The 16,098-nt window shown below is 68.7% G+C and carries 16 protein-coding genes; 5 read left to right on the top strand and 11 right to left on the bottom strand.

Translation table 11 applies throughout. The features are described 5' to 3' along the window. Positions 1-105 precede the first annotated feature (105 nt). From K8P10_RS03105 to K8P10_RS03095, 3 genes are read left to right on the top strand one after another with little or no spacing between them, the layout of a single operon-like run. Positions 106-684 (top strand): GNAT family N-acetyltransferase, encoded by a 579-nt coding sequence (locus K8P10_RS03105; RefSeq protein WP_224780343.1) that lies wholly within the window; start codon positions 106-108, stop codon positions 682-684. Beyond that, positions 681-2,621, top strand: coding sequence for an FAD/NAD(P)-binding domain-containing protein (locus K8P10_RS03100; RefSeq protein ID WP_224780342.1), 1,941 nt, complete (start codon positions 681-683; stop codon positions 2,619-2,621). The genes K8P10_RS03105 and K8P10_RS03100 overlap by 4 nt, the downstream gene beginning before the upstream one ends. Before the next feature lie 38 nt (positions 2,622-2,659). Continuing rightward, positions 2,660-3,412 (top strand): DUF1345 domain-containing protein, encoded by a 753-nt coding sequence (locus tag K8P10_RS03095; protein WP_224780341.1) that lies wholly within the window; start codon positions 2,660-2,662, stop codon positions 3,410-3,412. A gap of 12 nt (positions 3,413-3,424) precedes the next feature. Here the strand turns inward: K8P10_RS03095 and K8P10_RS03090 are convergent, their stop codons facing one another. Both K8P10_RS03090 and K8P10_RS03085 read right to left on the bottom strand, forming a co-directional pair. Next, complete coding sequence (locus K8P10_RS03090; protein ID WP_224780340.1) at positions 3,425-4,273, bottom strand: sensor histidine kinase; 849 nt, start codon at positions 4,271-4,273, stop codon at positions 3,425-3,427. A 105-nt stretch (positions 4,274-4,378) separates the two neighbouring features. Then, a complete protein-coding gene (locus tag K8P10_RS03085; RefSeq protein ID WP_224780339.1) occupies positions 4,379-6,922 on the bottom strand; it encodes a hypothetical protein in 2,544 nt (847 codons plus the stop codon). Positions 6,923-7,106: 184 nt separating this feature from the next. Between K8P10_RS03085 and K8P10_RS03080 the strand changes: the two genes are divergently transcribed. Beyond that, a complete protein-coding gene (locus tag K8P10_RS03080) occupies positions 7,107-8,219 on the top strand; it encodes an acyl-CoA desaturase (RefSeq protein ID WP_224780338.1) in 1,113 nt (370 codons plus the stop codon). 114 nt (positions 8,220-8,333) lie between these two features. Beyond that, on the top strand, positions 8,334-8,588 hold the full coding sequence (locus K8P10_RS03075; protein WP_224780337.1) for a hypothetical protein: 255 nt from the start codon (positions 8,334-8,336) through the stop codon (positions 8,586-8,588). A gap of 60 nt (positions 8,589-8,648) precedes the next feature. Here K8P10_RS03075 and K8P10_RS03070 read toward each other — a convergent pair whose 3' ends face one another. The 9 genes from K8P10_RS03070 to K8P10_RS03030 all read right to left on the bottom strand — a co-directional run bounded on the left by K8P10_RS03070 (position 8,649) and on the right by K8P10_RS03030 (position 16,098). Next, the gene (locus tag K8P10_RS03070) at positions 8,649-9,278 is read right to left on the bottom strand and encodes an MBL fold metallo-hydrolase (protein ID WP_224780336.1); all 630 of its coding nucleotides are present in this window, start codon (positions 9,276-9,278) and stop codon (positions 8,649-8,651) included. Next, complete coding sequence (locus K8P10_RS03065) at positions 9,275-10,375, bottom strand: S-(hydroxymethyl)mycothiol dehydrogenase (protein ID WP_224780335.1); 1,101 nt, start codon at positions 10,373-10,375, stop codon at positions 9,275-9,277. Before K8P10_RS03065 ends, K8P10_RS03070 begins: the two co-directional genes overlap by 4 nt. A gap of 94 nt (positions 10,376-10,469) precedes the next feature. Then, positions 10,470-10,772 carry a DUF6457 domain-containing protein gene (locus tag K8P10_RS03060; protein ID WP_224780334.1) on the bottom strand — a complete coding sequence of 101 codons (303 nt, stop codon included), beginning with the start codon at positions 10,770-10,772 and terminating at the stop codon, positions 10,470-10,472. 37 nt (positions 10,773-10,809) lie between these two features. Next, complete coding sequence (locus tag K8P10_RS03055) at positions 10,810-11,898, bottom strand: hypothetical protein (RefSeq protein WP_224780333.1); 1,089 nt, start codon at positions 11,896-11,898, stop codon at positions 10,810-10,812. Then, positions 11,892-12,680, bottom strand: a complete 789-nt coding sequence (locus K8P10_RS03050) for a tetratricopeptide repeat protein (RefSeq protein ID WP_224780332.1) — start codon at positions 12,678-12,680, stop codon at positions 11,892-11,894. The genes K8P10_RS03055 and K8P10_RS03050 overlap by 7 nt, the downstream gene beginning before the upstream one ends. Continuing rightward, entirely contained in the window at positions 12,677-13,753 is a 1,077-nt protein-coding gene (locus K8P10_RS03045; protein WP_224780331.1) for a VWA domain-containing protein, read from the bottom strand. Before K8P10_RS03045 ends, K8P10_RS03050 begins: the two co-directional genes overlap by 4 nt. Beyond that, positions 13,750-14,739 (bottom strand): VWA domain-containing protein, encoded by a 990-nt coding sequence (locus tag K8P10_RS03040; protein WP_224780330.1) that lies wholly within the window; start codon positions 14,737-14,739, stop codon positions 13,750-13,752. The genes K8P10_RS03045 and K8P10_RS03040 overlap by 4 nt, the downstream gene beginning before the upstream one ends. Continuing rightward, complete coding sequence (locus K8P10_RS03035) at positions 14,730-15,221, bottom strand: hypothetical protein (RefSeq protein WP_224780329.1); 492 nt, start codon at positions 15,219-15,221, stop codon at positions 14,730-14,732. Before K8P10_RS03035 ends, K8P10_RS03040 begins: the two co-directional genes overlap by 10 nt. After that, complete coding sequence (locus K8P10_RS03030; RefSeq protein WP_224780328.1) at positions 15,205-16,098, bottom strand: DUF58 domain-containing protein; 894 nt, start codon at positions 16,096-16,098, stop codon at positions 15,205-15,207. Before K8P10_RS03030 ends, K8P10_RS03035 begins: the two co-directional genes overlap by 17 nt.

Here is a 16,098-nt window from a genome sequence, read left to right as displayed (position 1 = left end):
GCAAGGTCGACTGCAAGAAAACGTAACCCGGGACCCTGGCGATACTGCCGTCATTCTTTGTCATGCAGGTCGCCCGCAGGGACAAATCATCCATAACCTGGAGTCATGTCAGCCATTACCCAAGGTTACCTGGACGCGCAGGAGCCGGCCCGGTCCCCCTCGCCGGATTCAGTGGCACTCCCCCGCGGCGAGTTCCGCATCGTCGACCCCCGCGACCCGATCGCAGCACCGCTCCTCCACGACCTCGAGCGCGAGTACGACACCCGTTACGGCACCGTCGGGGGCGACTCAGCCTCCACCGAGATGAACCGCTATCCCGCTGAACTCTTCCTCGCACCGGTGGGCGCGTTCGTCGTGCTCATCGACGACGGCCAGGTCGTCGCGGGTGGTGCCTTCATGCGCTACGACGACCGCACCGCCGAATTCAAGCGCATCTGGACCCGCACCGACCATCGCGGCCGCGGCCTCGGCAAACGAGTGCTCGTCGAGCTCGAAGCACGGGCACGCGCACTCGGCTATTCGGACGTCTTCCTGACGACCGGCCCGCGGCAACCCGAGGCCGTCGCGCTCTACCGGAGTGCCGGATACACCCACCTGTACACGCCGGAGGACGACGTGCAGCGCGGCTCACGAGGCTTCGGCGTGCACGGCTTCGGAAAGCCGCTGGGCGGCGATACCCCGTGATCCGGGTGGTGAGCATCGGGGCCGGACCCGCGGCGATCCTGGTGCTCGAGCGATTCATCGCCCGCCACGCTCGCGATACCCCGGAGCTGGAGGTCGAGTACCACCTCGTCGACCCTCACGAACCCGGAGGGGGACGCATCTGGCGGCGAGCGCAGTCGCCACTTCTGAAGCTCAACTCGATGCGGGAGGACGTGACGATGTTCACGGACGACTCCTGCGTCATCGACGGGCCCGTGGTGCCGGGTCCCACGCTCGCGGACTGGGTGAGCGCCGTGCGTCGGGGCGAGATCGCGAAACCCGACTGGAGCGACGCGATCCTCGACGCCGAGATCGACGACCCGGACGACCGCGCATTCCCGACGCGTCGGCTCGGGAACGCCTACCTCAGCTGGGTCTACCGCGATGCCGCGCGCCGCGCACGACCGGAGGTGACGGTGCGGTGGCACGAGGACGTCGCGATCGCGGTGGATCCGGACCCCATCGACGGCGTCGTATCCGGCGACGCGGCGACGACCGTGCGGCTGGCATCGGGCCGCACCCTGCACGCGGACATCGTGCTCTACGCGCTCGGGCACAACGGCTCGGCCCCCTCGGCCGAGTCGACGCACCTCGCGAGCTTCGCCGGTCGACACGGTCTCTCGTACGTCGCTCCCGCGTTCACCGCGGACATCGATCTCGACTGGCTGGCCGCGGGAGAAGACGTGATCGTCCGCGGGATGGGCCTCGCCGCGGTCGACCTGACCGTACTCCTCACCGAGGGCAGGGGCGGTCGCTTCCTCGAGCAGGCGGACGGATCACTGCGCTACCACCCCAGTGGTCGCGAGCCGCGTCTGCACCTCGGCTCCCGCCGGGGCGTACCCTACCGGTCGAAGATCACCAGCCGACCGGTCGGGGATCCCGTCGAACTCGAGTACTTGCACCCCGAAGGGCGCGAGCGACTCCTCCGGTCACCGCACCCGCTCGATTTCGAGCGGGACGTCTGGCCGCTCATCGCTTCCGAAATGCTCACGGGGTACTACCGCGAACTCTTCACCGGCCACCCGGAACGCGTGTCGGCCGACTGGTCGTGGTTCGCGCCCCGCCTCCGCCGTATCCTCGCCGAGGACGACGGATACCGGTCGCGCGCACTCATTCAGCTCATCGAGCACACGGTTCCGCACCCGGACGACCGACTTGAGCTCGAGGCGTTCGATCGGCCCCTCACCGTACCGGGCGCTGGCGAGTCCGTGCATGAGCGGGTGCACGCGCACATCGAGCAGGACCTCAGGCAGCGGACGCGGCAGGAGCACAGCGCGACGCAGGCGCTGTTCCTCACGCTCCTCAGATCCCACATCGCCGTGAGCGATATCCCGCTCGAGCGTTGGAACGACCGCAGCCGTATCCACTCCCTCCCCCGTGCGTGGCACACGTACTTCAGCTACGTCGCCAGCGGGCCTCCCGGGGACCGCCTGCGCGAGCTCATCGCACTCTCCGATGCGGGCATCGTGCACTTCCTCGGTGGCGAGCTCCGGCTCGAAGCCGTGGAGGATCACGGAGTCTTCGTCGCGAGGGGAACGGCCCTCACCGATCAGGGGGAGCGCACGACGAGCGTGCAGAGTCGGATCCTGATCGACGCCTGGCTTCCCGCCGCACAGGCGACGGACAGCGACAACCCCCTGCTCCGGCAACTTCTGGCGACCGACCAGGTCGCCGAACTCCCCGGCAGCGGTTCCGTCGTCGTCGAACAGGGCAGGATCGGCGGTTCGGATCGCCGATTCGCCATCGGCCCCTTCACGTCGGAGATCCAGGCCGGCGCGTTCACCCGCCCGGGCATCAACGCATTGCCACTCCGCCGCGCGGACCACCTCGCCGGGGAACTCCTCTGCACCGCAGCGCGGTCCGCCACTCGGGAACCGACGGGCATGGCAGCGCACCCCGTTACACTCGGAGGACGCTGAACGCCCAGCACCCCTGTCGAGAAAGCACGGTGGCACCGATGACGGAACCCGCGACCGAGTCTCGACTCCGCCCCCTCCGCAGCACCGGGTGGCGGGCGAACTGGAGCGGAGTCATCGGCGGCCTGGGCGGGGTCATCATCTTCCTGACGATCGCCATCTTCGGGAGCGGGATCCCGGAGGATCGTGTCAACCAGGTCGTCCTGTACTACCTGATCTTCTGGCCGATCTTCAGCATCACCTACGTCGCCTGGACCCACGTTGCCTACAGTCGACGCTCACGCGAGGAGCTCCGCAGCGTCTCCGTGCGCGAAGCCTCATCCAAACGCAGGTGGTACTTCATCGCACTCGGGTTCGGCGGCCCGGCCGACTGGACGATCAGTGCCGCCCTCTTCGCAGTCGGGGTGACAGTGGCGATCGCGGTGACGCCCGGGTTGAAGACGAGTGCACTGGTCGTGGTGTTGGGGCTGGTCACGGTCGCGTGCTCCTGGGCGATGATGGTCTATGCGTTCGCGCTCGACTACCTTCACCTGGATCTCGCTCAGGAGCGCACGAATCCGATCGGGGCGTCGGTGCGCCCGCACATCGATTTCGACTTCGATGAGGAGCCGCAGTTCTCGGACTATCTCACTTTCGCGATCATGGTCGCGACGATGGCGGTGGCGGTGCCCGGCCGGATCGCGTCGCGTGCTGCGTGGAGGATCATACGGACGAACGTCATCCTCGCGTTCGTGTTCAACACCGTGATCGTCGCGATGACGGTGTCCATCCTGTTCGGCGGTATCGGAGGGTAGTCGGAACGTCGATCACCGACGTCGGGGAACCGACGCCGTCACCACCCAGCCAGCTCCGGAAGGACCCGCCGTCAGCGTGCCGCCGTCGGTGCCGAGGAGTTCTCTGAGGCGGTGGAGTCCGGTGCCGCTCGAGGGAATCCGCGGCGTGGAGACCGTGCCGGTGCGCCCTGCATCGTCCGGGCCGCCGTTCCAGATGGAGAGGAGGAGATGGTCGGCCCCCTCGCTCACGGAGAGCCGCACGTCGGCTGGCCGCGGGCAGTGCTTGATGATGTTCGTGGCGCTCTCGCTGGCGACGTGTTCGAGCGCCGAAGCCGACGCCGGGGACAGTCCGTTGATGGCGCGGATGTCGCAGCGCACGCGATAGCCGAGCTGCTGGAGTTCGTCGCTGACCGAACGCAGACGGGTGACCACACCGTCGCCCCGCTGCACCGTGCCGATCGTCTGCCGCATACTGTTGAGGGCTCGCGACGCCGATCGGGAGATCGCTTGCCTGGCCTGCTCCGCTTCTGCCGCATTTGCGCTGACGGCGAGCACCTGAGCGTGCACCACCACTACGGCCATGTCGTGCGCGACGAAGTCGTGGAGTTCGTCTGCGATGCGCTTGCGTTCAGCACTGACTGCCGCATGGATCGCAGTACGGATGCGCGCCTGAGCCGCGTTGACGAGCCACCAGCCGAGCAGGGGCATGGCGGAGAGCACGAGGAGCACCGGGAAGACCTGGAGCCCGTCGACCGCGGCAGCGAGTGCGAGCAGTCCAAGGGTGCACGCGATCACGAAGGTTCGCAGGAGGAAGCGGGCTTCGGAGTGCTGCGCTCGCACCCGGCGCGCCGGCGCGGGTCTGCGGTCGATGCTGTGCAGCACAGCGACTCCTTTCTGAATATTTACGTGTTCGAGTATAACCTTCAGCGGTGCCCGCCCTTCGGGACCCCGGGGGCGGGACCTGTGGACGAGCACCGCTGGAGAGGTTTACTCCTGCGCAGCCGCTCTGCGTCGGAGGACGAGCATGGAGCCGCCCGCGAGCAACGCCGTCACCGCTACCGCGCCGAGCGCGAGCGGAGCGCCGCCACCCGTTTGGGCGAGCTTCTGCCGTGGTTCGGCAGCCTTCGTCGCTCCCGGTTTTTCCGACGGTTTCTCCGTCGGATCCACGGGCGTCGTGGGCTCGGTCGGCTTCGGCTCAACCGGGTTCTCCGTGCCCGGGTTCTCCGTGCCCGGGTTCTCCGTGCCCGGGTTCTCGGTGCCCGGGTTTTCCGTACCGGGGTTCTCCGTACCAGGGTTCTCCGTGCCCGGGTCCTCCGTACCGGGGTTCTCAGTTCCCGGGTTCTCCGTACCGGGGTTCACCGGCTCAGGAAGATCCGGGATGACGAAGTCCTGAAACTTCTCGCTCGGATCGTAATTATCGTCTCCAGACCACACGACCTTGAGCGTCACGGTCTGACCGGCGGGAAGCGATACGCCGCGGCACAGCCAACGCGACATCTTCTCGTCGTAGGGGACCACCTCACTCGTACACAGGTGCTGATCTCCCCAGTAGATGTCTACGGTGCCGGTCGGAATGTATCCCCGATCCAGCTGGAACGGGTTACCAACGATGTGCCCCCAGAGAGTTCCGGTGATCATCGGCGTCTCCTCGGCAGCACTCTGCGCATCGGGCGAGGCACCTCGAAGCGTAATGCCGCTCACGGGAGGTGCCGGTTCGAAGCCCCCTGGCTCTCCGAGCGTGGCCGACCGATCCTCCGACTTCTCTTTCTGGAGCGACGCGGTCACCAGCGCTGGGGTGGCTGTGCCCGAAGATGCCGAGGAGACTGCCGTATCCACCCGAGCCTCACGCGCTGCCCCCTGGGTGTCCGGCTCGAAGCCACCCGGTCCCTCCGGACCTTCGTGTCGCGGCACCACCGTCAGGATGCCCGGCGTCGTCTCCGCGGCGAGCTCCTGACCCGATGCGTTGACGAGCCTGACGGTGACCTCGTGCTCGCCCTCGGGGAAGGCGTTCGCGGCGATCTCCGCCTCGACCAGATCCCCCTCGATCGGGACCGGGGCGAGGCCCGTGTCTCCGACGGTGAAGATGGCGTGCGCACCCTCGAGCGACGCGGATCCGGGCGTGACCCGGGCACGCACCACCCCGGACGCGCCGAGGGTGATCTCGGAGTCCTGTACCTCGGCGATCGCGAGAGCGATCGGCTGCTGTGCCGCGGCCGGCGCGAACGCGTACGCCGCGCCCGTCATCGTCGAACCGACGAGGAGCCTACCGCTGTCCGCACGCAGGCCCTGCCCGTACGCCTGGTACCCGAACAGCTGGTTCGGCGTCGCGTCAGAGGCCGTCAAGGTGCGCAGGGGATCGACGTGCTGTCGCCGGTTCTCGTCTCCGGTGCCCGAGAGGCTGAGCGCGTCGAGGTCGTAGGCGTGCACTTCGCCCGTGTACCGCGGCGCATGATCCGAGTACGCGTAGAGCGTCGAGCCGTCAACGGCGGTGCTGTAGCCGAAGCTCATCGACTGCGCCGGCGGGGTGAGCTTGCCGCCGAGTTGGTTTAGCTCGCCGTCGAAGAAGTAGACGGCGCCCTGCGTTGTCTCCCCGCGCGCGACGGCGCCACCCGTGCAGCCCGCTTCCGCGGTGTCGGCGGTGTAGGTGATCTCGTGGGGCGACCCGACCGCCAGCGTCTCGCCGAAGAACGACACCGAGACGCCGAAGGTGCCGCCTGAGCCCGCGTTCGACAGGCACACTTTCTCGTCCTCCTTCGGCATGCTCCGGAAGCGGGGCTCGGTGTTGCCCGCGAGGTCCCAGAGGTAGAGCCCGCCGACGCGAGCTGCGCGCACTCCGACGTGGTCTTCCCGGTTCTGAATCGCGCTGACCGCCAGCCGGTCGCCGTCAAGAGCGACGGACTGCCCCGTGATGCTGTCCCCGATGACTCGCTCGGGAATGTGCGGGACCCACTGCGGCTCCCCCGGCGCGTCGACGTCGACCGTGAAAACGAACCCGGCGTGGGACTTGCGATCCACCGTGGCGTTCGGCACGCCGACCGCGAGTATGCCGTCCGAAAAGTCGAGGGCCTCAGCGAAGTTCCGGTCGTCGGAACCGTAGTCGGAGACCCGATCCGGCTTCGCAGGGGCCACGAGCGTGCGCTGTAGCGACCAGTCGTTCTCACCTGAGCGCTCGTACACGTGCACGCTCTGCGCACGCGGTGCACTCACAAATGCCCGCCCGGCGTCGTCGTCGAAGACGACGGCCTCGCCGAACTGCGCATCGGCCTGCGGGGCCTCGACCGTCTGCGTCTCCCACACCCCCGACTCGGTCCGGTGCGTGAAGTCCATCGCGCTGCCCACGGCGTTCGTGACCGCAGCGTGGTCACCGACGAGATCGATGGCTCGTCCACCGCTGCGCGCTGCGCCGCTGCCGAACTTCTGCTCTTCCTGCAATTCGAGTGGTGCTGCCGCAGCGCCTGCGGCGAATGGGGCGCCGACCACCAGCGCGGCGCCGAGGGCGGCCGCGAGGGCAGCCCGAGGGGGTTTCAACATGCGAGTGTCTCCGTTTCACGTAGGTGTCACTCCCCCCGGAATGCATAATAGCCCATTCCGCAATGATTTGCCACACGTTATTGACTACAGGTGTCGATACATGCAGCTCGCGCCATGGTGACCCCGTTAGCCTCGGAACAGCGATCGGCACCCGCCTTTGGCTCCCCCACGAAAGGCGCCGATCATGACGACTGCGGTACCCGCTCACGCCCCGCCGATCTCGACGGGATTCCGTCCGACGCGGGCACGCGCAACTGACTTCCCTCCGGTCGCCAAGGCGTTCACCCGCGTTTCCCAGGAAGTCAGAAAGGCCGGTCTGTTCGATCGCGCCCCGGTGTTCTACCTCCTCGTCGGCATCGGTATCGCGCTCGCCTTCGGCGGCGCCGTGACCGGTTTCGTGCTGCTCGGAGCCTCCTGGTTCCAGCTACTCATCGCGGGTGCGCTCGGCATCATCTTCACGCAGCTCGCGTTCCTCGCCCACGAGGCCGCGCACCGCCAGATCCTGTCGACCGGCCCAGCGAACGACAGGCTCGCCCGCGTGCTCACCGCCCTCGTGGGCATGAGCTACTCCTGGTGGGACTCGAAGCACAGCCGCCACCACGCCAACCCGAACCGGGTGGGCAAGGATCCGGATATCGAGGTCGACACCATCTCCTTCATCGAGGAGGACGCCGAGGAGGCCCGCGGTCTCCGCGGAGCGATCACGCGCCGTCAGGGGTGGCTCTTCTTCCCGCTCCTCACGCTCGAGGGCCTGAACCTCCACTTCCACAGTGCGCGCCACCTGGCGAGCCGGGGCCCGGTCAAGGGCCGTTGGATCGAGATCGGGCTGATCGCCGCGCGGTTCGCAGTGCTGCTCACCCCGGTATTCTTCTTCCTCCCCTTCGGCATGGCGTGCGCCTTCATCGGCGTGCAGCTCGCCGTCTTCGGCGTCTACATGGGCGCCTCTTTCGCCCCGAATCACAAGGGCATGCCGGTGATCGCATCGGATGCGCGCCTCGACTTCTTCACCAAGCAGGTGCGCACCTCGCGAAACATCCGCGGAGGATGGTGGGCGACCTGGCTGATGGGCGGGCTGAACTACCAGGTGGAACACCACCTCTTCCCCAATATGGCGCGACCGAACCTCTCCCGCGCACGTCGGATCGTGCGGGAGTTCTGCCGCGAGCACGACGTACCGTACACCGAGACGTCGCTGTGGCGCTCCTACGCGATCGTGGTCGAGTACCTCAACCGGGTCGGGCTCGCCGCCCGCGATCCGTTCGAGTGCCCGATCACGGCGCAGTACCGCCGCGCCTAGCCTGACGCCTCCCTGTCAACCCGCCCCGCGAACCCGCCGTCCAGGCCCGCGATCCGCTACATTCGGAAGAGTGAGGCCGGAGCGACCGGCAGACCACGAGCGGAGGGAGACACTATGTCAGACGAACGCGAGCAGCGGGAGTCCTCGGAACCGCACGAGGCCACCGAGTTCGACGCCGGCAACGGTCAGGGCACGGTCTCGGGGCCGCCGAAGGGCGACGTGCAGCAGCGGCCGATCATGGACGGGTCGACGCAGTCCTCGAGCGAAGAGCACGACGTCGATAATCCCCGCCGCGGTATGGAGGATCCGGGTCTCGTGCGCGACACCGAGACCGGCAAGAAGACGCCGACCCCCGACGAGGACAACTAGTCCTCCCGGGGGCCGACGCCTGAACGAGCCTGCGACCGCGGGCGCCGATTCCGAACGGGATCAGTGCCCGCGGTCGATCCATTCCTGCAGGTGGGGCGCTTCATCGGCGACAGTGGTCTGGGCGCCGTGGCCCGGGTACACCACCGTCTCTCCGGGAAGCGTCAGGAGCGTCTTCCTGATCGACTCGATGATGGTCGGGAAGTCGCTGTAGGAGCGGCCCGTCGCACCTGGGCCACCCTGGAAGAGCGTGTCCCCCGTGAACACCGCGCCGAGCGTCGGGGCGTAAACGCAGACGGAGCCGGGTGAGTGACCTGGGGTGTGCAGAACCGTCAGCGGGGTTCCCGCGACGACGAACTCCGCCTCGTCAGCGAGTTCGAAATCGGGCAGCGTCTGGTGGACCTTCTCCCACAGCATGTGGTCGGCGGGGTGCAGGTAGAGGTGGGCGTCCAGACGGCGTGCCGTCTCCACCGCGGCGCGGATGTGATCGTCGTGCCCGTGCGTGAGCAGGATGCCGAGCACGTTGCGCTCCCCCACTGCCTCGGCGACGGCGTCGGCGTCGTGGGCCGGGTCGATCACGACGACCTCGTCGTCATTGCCGACGATCCAGACGTTGTTGTCGACCTCCCACGTACCGCCGTCCAGCGAGAACGTGCCGTGGGTCTCGAGGTGTTCGATGCGTGCGTCGCTCATGCGTCCGCTCCCTTGAGTTCGACGACGGAGCGGAGGATCGTGCCCTCGCCCATCTTGGCGAAGGCGGCCTCGACGTCGCCGAGACCGACCCGCTCGGAGACGAAGCCGTCCAGATCGAGCCGGCCGAGCTTGTACTGATCGATCAGCATCGCGAAGTCGCGGCTCGGGAGGCAGTCGCCGTACCAGGAGGACTTCAGCGATCCGCCTCGCCCGAACACGTCGAGCAGCGGGAGCTCGAGGGTCATCTCGGGGGTCGGCACGCCGACGAGCACGACGCGCCCCGCGAGATCCCGCGCGTAGAACGCCTGCCGGTAGGTCTCCGGGCGCCCGACCGCGTCGATGACGACGTCCGCCCCGAAACCGCCTGTGAGGTTGCGGATAGCCTCGACCGGATCAGCCTCGCGCGAGTTCACCGTGTGCGTGGCGCCGAACCGCTTCGCCTGCTCCAGCTTCGCGTCGTCGATGTCGACCGCGATGATGGTGGTCGCACCGGCGAGCTGGGCCCCCGCGATGGCCGCCGTGCCCACGCCGCCGCACCCGATGACGGCGACGGACTCGCCGCGCTGCACCTCACCGGTGTTGATCGCAGCGCCGATGCCCGCCATAACCCCGCACCCGAGCAAGCCGACCGCCGCGGCGTCCGACTCCTCGTCGATCTTCGTGCACTGGCCGGCGGCGACGAGCGTCTTCTCGATGAACGCGCCGATCCCGAGCGCGGCTGAGAGTTCGGTGCCGTCCTCGAGCGTCATCTTCTGCTGCGCGTTGTGCGTGGCGAAGCAGTACTGCGGCTTGCCCTTGGCGCACGCACGGCACTCGCCGCACACGGCGCGCCAGTTCAGGATCACGCGATCCCCGATCTCAACCTCGGTGACGCCCTCCCCGACCGCGGCGACTCGGCCCGTGGCCTCGTGCCCGAGCAGGAAGGGGAACTCGTCGTTGATGCCGCCCTGCTGATAGTGGAGGTCGGTGTGACAGACTCCGCAGCTGATGATGTCGACCACGGCCTCACCCGGGCCGGGATCCGGCACCAGCACCGTCTCGATCGTGACGGGCGCGTTCTTCTCGCGCGCGACCACTCCTTGCACTCGATAGACCATCGATGCTCCCTTTCGTCGGCTGCTCTGCTCGTTCCCCTCAGGCTACCGAGGAGCGAGGGTCCGATGCCACCGGTGGGGCTCGGCGAGCCGCGGTTCAGGGCTGCGTGTTCGCGGGCGAACCACCGAGGTCAGTGCCGTCCCAGGCTCGCGCCAGGTCGTTGATCTGCGGGGCGAGTTCCGCGAGGGCAGCGCGCGGATCATCGGTGCGCGCGATCGCCATGCCGAGGAGGAACGTCGTGAGCGGGGCCGCGGGGCGTGCGACGCCGTGCGCGACCTCTTTCGCAACGTTCAGCACCGTCGCGATCGACACCAGGTCCGAGTCGAGTTCGAGGTGCTCAGCCGCCTCGGCGAGCCACGCGTCGAGTGCTTGCGGCGGCAGGTGCTTCGGGTTGCTCATGTGATCTCCTTCGATGCGGGCGTCGGGCGACGCCTGGTCAGTACTCACTCATGCGCTCGGTGAACTCCTCGACGTCGGCCTCGGAGAGAAGCGGGCGGCTCCGCGACTGCAGCGTCAGACCCTCGAGAGGATCCTCCGGGTCACTGCGCTGCGCCTCCGCTGCCGCCCGGAAGCTGCCGCTCTCGTCTCGCGACAGGTCGGTGATGACGGCGTAGTACTGGCTGGGCGTCCCCCACGACCAGGTCGCCCACTCCCACACGACCTGCTGGGACGGGTCAGCGCTGCCGTACATGTTCTCGAGGCTTGCCTCAGGCACCGTCCCGTCGGCCTCGTTGAGCGGGAGGAGCGTCGGTATGCCGTGCTCAGCGAGGACACCGTCGATCACCGAATACACCTCGCGCTTACGGGTGAGGTCATGGATCGGCTCGTTGGTGCTCCAGGCGCCGAACTGAGCGTCGACGAGCATGGATTCGCCGCCGTGCCCGTTGCGTTCAGGCCGGAGATTCTCGTCAGCGACCTGGGTCCAGGTGTACCCGAACTCGTCGGTGAGCGCATCGCGAATATCGGAGAACAGAGCGTCCGTTGCTGCCCGCTCGGACTCGAGCGACGGTTGGGCGAGGATCTCGTCCGCACTGAAGTCCTCCACGCCGGGGTACTCGGCCCAGTGCTGTTCCTGCGGCGTCTGACCGGCGGCGAGCGCCGCGGGGTCCGGAGCGCTGAGCGCGGCCGCCCCGCCGATGGTCGCGACGTTGCCGAGGAGCGCGATGCCGAGCGCGATGACCCCGAGGCGTCTGGCCCGCGGCGTGGCGATCGCGGCGACGATCGCGGCGACGACCAGCACCTGGGCGGCGAGCGCCGAGACGGTGAGCACGAGGTCTCCGCGACCGGCGAGCACGAGTCCGGTGAGTCCGAGAGCGAAGCAGACAGCGGCGCCGAGCGATACCCAGCCGAGCCAGTGCGGTCTGCGTCTGGGGCGTTCCAGGGTCGCCGTCTCGAGGACTGCCGCAGGCGCGCTCCCTCGAGCGTCAGAGCGTGCGGCCTCCTCGGACCGAGCGAGCCTGCTGGATCCACGGTACCCGCCGGGTGGCGGCAGCGGCGGTGCACCGTCGCTGAAGTCGTTCACCATGGTTTGTCCGTTCCTCCCGGCGCGCCGTCCGAGCTGCCCTGCTCACGCTCCTGGCGCTCGCGTTCGCCCTCTTCCAGTCTGCGCTCGAGTTCCTCCAATTGCGAGTCGCTCGGTCCCTCTTCGGCTTCGGGCGGTTCCTGCTCGGAGTCCTCCGGATCATCCGATCCGTCGTCCGGCTGCTGCTCCTGCGGTGGATCCTGCTGCAACTTCGAGAGGATTCGACGCTCGAGTTCGTCGAGGCTCTCAGGGGTGGAGCGGGCGGGGTCGGGCGACACCGCATCAGCCGCGTCGGTGCGGCACTCTTCGGGGTTCTCGGCGAGGATGCCGAGCGCCTCCCGGTAGAGGTCCTGGCCCCCGTCCGCGTCACCGTCGGCCGTGGCCGTGTCCCCTTGCCGCTCGACGACCGTGGCGAGGTTGTAGCGGACGGCGCAGACCTCGAGCCCTGGGGCGAGCGGCACCGCCCGCTCCAGCGCCCGACGCGCACCGTCGAGCTCGCCGGTCTCCGCGAGAGCGGTACCCCGGTTGAAGTGCGCCTTGTACGGTTCGAAGAAGTTCAGCGGGCTCTGCCATTCCGCGGCCGCCACGGCCCCTGCGGCGTCCTCGGCAACGAAAGCGCGAATCGACTGCTGCGCGAAGATCACCATACTGAGGAGCTTCGCGACGAGCAGCAGCGCCAGAAGGACTACGGGAATCGCGGCGATGCCGGTCCAGAACCGGACACGTCGTCGCGTCCGGTTCCGCGCCAGCAGCTCCTGCATCGCGGTCAGCGGTTCCCCGCTCATGCGCGCCCCCTCTCAGCAGTGGCGCTCCCAGCAGCGGCGCCGTCCGCCTGGCGGGTATCGCGATCGCCAGAGGAGTCCCGCAGGCGCACGACGGCGGCGACGATTCTGGCCACCTCGAACGCCAACCAGAGACCCGCGATGATCGCGGGGATCCAGTAGAGCTCGATCACGTTGCCCACCTGCCCGGCCGACTGCTGCACCGTCACCGGCGGCGCCTCGGGCAGGTCGACCGGCTCATCAGCGGAACGGAGCTCGTAGTCGACGCCGAGTTCGGCCGCGATCCGCTCCAGGTTCTCCTCATCGATGACGGAGAGCGCCGGTGCCCCCTGGTACTCGATGTACCCGTCATCGCTGGGCGGCGCATCGCCTGCGAACGGGTCGGTGGAGACCGACGGGCTCGCGGTCGTCTCCCGCATGGGCCCACCGGCCGCGGTACCGTACCCGAGCACGCGCCCCTCGTCCACGAACTGCGCCGAGTCGGCGAAGGAGCCCGGTTCGGAGGCCGCCGTCTGCTCGCCGTCGCCGAGGTAGAAGACGATTCGGGATCGATCCTGACCGCTGTCCGCTGCACCCCGCAGCACGTCGCGCAACACGCTCTGCGCCTGGGAGATCGACGATCCCGCCGACCGGGATGTGACCTCGGGCGACAGCACCGACATGGCGGACTCGAGGGCGGCCGTGTCGGTGGTCAGCGGCAGGCGCACCTCGGTCGTCGAATCGAAGGTGATCAGCGAGAAGCGGGCACCAGGATACTGCTCGGCGATCGCCTCGACGTCGGCGCGCGCGCCGACGAGCCGCGGCTCCCCGTCCGCCCAGTCCTCCGCGACGATGCTCGCGGTCGTGTCGAGCACGATGAAGACGTCGGCGTCGGTCGCGTACGTCTCCGACTGCCCGCCGGGAATCCCCGGCCGCGCGAGCATGATCACGCACGCCAGCACGAATCCGACGCGCGCACCCCATAGCAGGCGCTCGCGGCCGCTCCGGGTGCGGGCGAGCGCGACACCGCAGAGCGTCAGCGCCGCCGCGCCGATCACGACGAGCAGCAGCGGGTGGACCACGGGCGAGAACGTCACAGTCGCAACCTCCAAAGCGCCGCAACGACCACGAGCCCGCCGACGGCGAAGAGCGCGATCCACAGGTTCGGATCATCGGTCTCGACCATCTGCGCCTGCCCCTGCAGCGCTCGCGCCTCCTGCGCCTGCACATCGGCGACGATCCCCGCCACCGTCACGGTGTCCTGCAACCCGTACGCCTCCCCGCCGGTGCGCTCCATCGCCTCGGAGAGACCTGCGGCCTGCTCCTCGCTGACACCCTCGGCCGGATTGATCGAGTACCCCCGCACGCCACGGCTCGCCGCGAGATCAGCGGCCTCCTGCAGCGTGAGTACCGGAGCGCCGAGCTCCTCGTTGTCCGTCGCCAGGATCACCGAGCGCGACCGGTCCTCACCCTCGTGATCAAACCGCATGACGCACGAGGCGAACCCGTCGCCGATCAGCGAGGACCCAGAACCGAGCAGCGTGCCGGCCCAGTGCTCGGGGTACGCGTCGACGAAGTCGAAGCTCTGCTTGACTCGCGCCAGCTCGCGCTCGATGAACGCGTAATCGTCGGTCAGCGGGAACACCTGGACCGGGGAGCTGTTGAAGATGGTCAACCCGATGCGCTCGCCGCGGAGCTCCGGCAGCATCTCCTCGAACACCTCGATCGTCTCGACATCGACATCGGTCATGGAGCCGGAGACATCGAGACAGAGCATGATGTCGCGGCTCGTGTTCTCGGGCTGCACGATCTGCTTCGCGACGGGGCGCGCGGCGGTGATCGCCCCGACAGCGAGCGCAGCGAGGCCGACGACCACGAGACCCGCGAGAACGGCTCGCCTCCGCCGGAGCGCTCGCGTGTAGCTGGGAAGCGCGCGCACGCGCTCGGCTCGGGAGACGTACGCGGCGGGAGCCTCGCGCTCGGTGCGCCGGTCACGACGACGAGCGAGCAGTATGCCGCCCCCGACCGCCGCGATCGCGACGGCGAGTGCGACCCAGAGCACCCACGCCTGGCTCAGTGCCACGTCGTCACCACCGTCCGTCCGGCCTCGACGCCCGCGACCGGGTCGAGATCGACAGCGCTGCGGAACATGCTGGGGTAGTAGTGCCGGCCCATGGCGTCGACGAGGGCGGGATGCACGCCCTGCGCGACGAGGTCCTGGAGGCCGAGCACCGGGGCCTCGAACCCGCTGTAGTCCTGCACGAACGCGCGGACCTCACGACTCAGTTCCCGGTTCGCCGCGCGCGCGTCGAGCGCACCGTCGCGGTAACGATCCTCGATGCCCTGCAACCGGTCGAGGTACTCCCCGCGCAACGCGGCGAGCACGTCTGCCGGGGCTTCCGTCGTGGCGGAGCCGGACACCCGCCGCGTGAACGTCGTGCGGGGGCGGGTGAACCAGATCAGGAGGAACGCCGCGGCGAGCAGTGCGACGAGCACACCGAACGCCAGCAGCACCCATCCCATGCCGTACTGGACCGGAGGGAAGAGCTCATCGATCTCGGACACGCGACCTCCGATCGAGCGCCGCCAGCAGCGCCGGCACCGCCGTAGCCTGTCCATCCAGGGCGATGTGGGTGACGCGCGATCCCTCGAGCAGGGCATCGCGGGCCGCATCCTCCGCACGATCTGCCGCGCGGATCTCTGCGACGACATCGTCATCGCCCGCCAGGAAGTCGGGGATCCGCCACCCCGTATCGACGTCGGCACGTGAAGCGCGCGGGTGCCGTTCATCGGACACGGGATCGGCATCGGAGAGGGTGACCCACAGCAGGTCGTGCTGCGCCCTGAGCCGTCGCACCAGCCGCCCCGTCTCCTCCGTCACGGGGGCCCGGTCGCTGATGACGACGAGGATGCACCGCCGGCGCACGGTCCGGACGATGAAGTCCAGCACTCGATCCCGGTCGCTCGGCGCGCTTGCCGGCGAGACCGCGTCTCGGATCGCACGCAGCACCGTTTCCAGTGCACCCTCCGTACGCCTGGCGGGTGTCCGGGTGACCCCTGCCGCGTCGCCGTGCACGAGCGCGAACCGATCACCGTGGCGGATCGACAGGTAGGCGAGCACGCCCGTGGCGAGGATCGCGAGGTCGCGTTTCGGCGCCTGGTCCGCCGCGAGTGCGGCCATGGACCTGCCGGTGTCGACGGCGAAGAGCACCGTCTGCGCCCGCTCCGCCCGCGATCGTTTCACCAGCGGGGTGCCGAGCCGCGCGGTCGCCCGCCAGTCGATGTCGCGGATGTCGTCGCCGAACTCGTAGCGGTGCAGATCCTCGAAGTCGAGGCTGCGCCCGCGCAGGATCGACGGATAGGCACCCTCCAGGGCGTCCTGCGACGGTCGGGAGGAGGCGATAAAGAGCCGGCTCTTCACCTGCTCGATCAGGGTGGGCAT

The sequence above is a fragment of the Leucobacter sp. Psy1 genome, from assembly GCF_020096995.1.
GTDB lineage: Bacteria > Actinomycetota > Actinomycetes > Actinomycetales > Microbacteriaceae > Leucobacter.
Note: the sequence above shows the minus strand (reverse complement) of the source record. Positions and strands in the feature narration are given on the sequence as shown.